Origin of the sequence: Dankookia rubra (genome assembly GCF_004355005.1) — a bacterium.
GTDB classification, from domain to species: domain Bacteria; phylum Pseudomonadota; class Alphaproteobacteria; order Acetobacterales; family Acetobacteraceae; genus Paracraurococcus; species Paracraurococcus ruber_A.
Window position 1 is genome coordinate 1 of the sequence record NZ_SMSJ01000410.1, and the last position, 260, is coordinate 260.

Consider the following 260-nt stretch of genomic DNA (forward strand, 5'->3'; position numbering starts at 1 on the left):
CTAGGCCCCGTTAGCGCCTGAGCCAATCTGCGGTGGCGGCGAGGCAGAGCACGCCGAGGAAGGATGCGGCGGTCTTTTCGTAGCGGGTAGCGACGGCTCGCCACTCTTTCAGCCTCGCCCAGAGGCGCTCGACGCGGTTGCGGTTGTTATAGATCGGCGCTGGGCAGGCGACTGGAGCCTCGTTGATCTTCGGCGGGATGGCGGGCCGCGCCCCGAGGTCCCAGAGGTGCTGGCGGAAGGTGTGGCTGCTGTAGCCTCGG

The 260-nt window shown here is 68.1% G+C and carries 1 protein-coding gene; it reads right to left on the minus strand.

Annotated elements, in window-relative coordinates:
- Positions 1–10: 10 nt before the first annotated feature.
- On the minus strand, positions 11–260 hold a 250-nt coding region (locus E2C06_RS37135; RefSeq protein WP_165982845.1), incomplete at its 5' end, for a transposase.